Raw genomic sequence first — 1,568 nt, forward strand, 5'->3', positions numbered from 1 at the left:
AACTGGTGACGCAGCCAAAATGGGCCCGGCGCCTGCACCGCGTCATCCGCGACCTGCCTGACGAACTCGCCAACTACAAGGGCCTGACACGCTATCGCCCGGCGTTGGTCGAGTGGCTGTCGAAGCTGGACGATGGGAGCGCGACGAGCCCAGGGTTTGGGCCGGATTGAATAGCTGATGTTGGCGCTGCCCCCAAAGCAGCCAATCTCCCCCCAAGAGGGGGAGATGCCCGGCAGGGCAGAGGGGGGCGCCGTGGAGCGCCTGCCTTGCCCAATCTCCACCTCCGCGCTTACGACGCGTCGCCCAGCCCAGCCACAATCATGACATGCTGGCAGACATTGTCGATATCGCGAATGACATCGTCGTTCCAGAAGCGCAGGACCGTCCAGCCCAGCGCTTCGAATTTGGCGGTTCTTGCAGCGTCCGATTCCGACGTTTCGGCCCGGCCATGCTGGGAACCATCAAGCTCGACGATCAGCTTTTTGTCCGGGCATGCAAAATCGACGATATGGCCGGCGATAGGCATCTGGCGCCGAAACCCCAGTCCCATCAGCCTGTGTGCCCTGATCTCATTCCAAAGCTTGAGTTCGGCATCGGTCATCACCTTGCGCATCGTGCGCGCATTGCGGCGGCTGTTGGCGGATACCAGATTGTGCGTCATCGCGGTTCGCCCCCCTCTGTCCTGCCGGACATCTCCCCCTCCAGGGGGGAGATCGAATGTCACTTCAGCTTTCGCCAATCACCAGTGCAAAAGAGGAGCCGTCGCGAAGCCGATCTCCTCACGAGAGACCAAGGGGAGATCGAGTCCCGCTTAACCCGCGCTCTGCGGATAGCAAATAATCGACAGATAGCGCATCGGCAGTTTCGTCAGTTGCTCCGGCCCGTGCGGCGCGTCGGCGTCGAAGAACAGGCTGTCGCCGGGCTTCATCGGGTAGAGGTTGCTGCCGTGCCGGTAAACGACCTCGCCTTCGAGCATGTAGAGGAACTCCATGCCCTCATGCTGGAAGGTCGGGAACACATCGGAATCCTCGGTCAGCGTGATCAGATAGGGTTCGACGACGACGCCGCTGGTGTTGGAACCGATATGTCCGAGCAGGTTATACTGGTGGCCGGCGCGGGTGCCGCGGCGCTCGACATCGAGACCTTGGCCGGCCTTGACGAAGACGGCGCTGCGCTCTTCCTCGAAGCGGCGGAAGAAGGCGGTGACCGGAACGCCGAGCGCCCGCGACAGTGCCTGCAAGGTGGTCAGCGACGGCGAGGTGATACCATTCTCGATCTTCGACAGCATGCCGAGCGAAATGTCGGTGGCGACCGCGAGATCAGCCACGGTGATGCCGAGCTTCTTGCGGAAGGCCCGCACCTCGCGGCCGATCGCCACCTCCAGCACTTTTTCGCGCGTGTCGCGAATGGCATGCGGGTTCTGCGTCAGCGGCGCGCGGATGGTCTTGCCGTCGGCCGAGACCTTTGGCAGCGGCTTGGCCGTCGCACCGGCAAGACCAGCCTTGGGATCGGAAACCTTCTTCGCCATGTCGCCCCCGGCACTCCTGGGATTTATTTCACTCTAGGTG

2 protein-coding genes are annotated in these 1,568 nt (G+C 62.6%); both read right to left on the reverse strand.

From position 1 onward, the window contains the following. Positions 1 to 289 precede the first annotated feature (289 nt). Positions 290 to 661 (reverse strand): endonuclease domain-containing protein, encoded by a 372-nt coding sequence (locus tag EN939_RS33540; protein WP_127270285.1) that lies wholly within the window; start codon positions 659 to 661, stop codon positions 290 to 292. A gap of 150 nt (positions 662 to 811) precedes the next feature. Then, complete coding sequence (locus EN939_RS33550) at positions 812 to 1,528, reverse strand: helix-turn-helix domain-containing protein (protein ID WP_127270283.1); 717 nt, start codon at positions 1,526 to 1,528, stop codon at positions 812 to 814. Between the last annotated feature and the right edge of the window lie 40 nt (positions 1,529 to 1,568).

This window comes from Mesorhizobium sp. M7A.F.Ca.CA.002.05.1.1 (assembly GCF_003998335.1).
Classification (GTDB): Bacteria; Pseudomonadota; Alphaproteobacteria; order Rhizobiales; family Rhizobiaceae; genus Mesorhizobium.

Excerpts from the sequence above, each read along its gene's own strand:
- EN939_RS33540 (WP_127270285.1), bottom strand. The coding sequence starts at position 661 with ATGACGCACAATCTGGTATCCGCCAACAGCCGCCGCAATGCGCGCACG.
- EN939_RS33550 (WP_127270283.1), bottom strand. The coding sequence starts at position 1,528 with ATGGCGAAGAAGGTTTCCGATCCCAAGGCTGGTCTTGCCGGTGCGACG.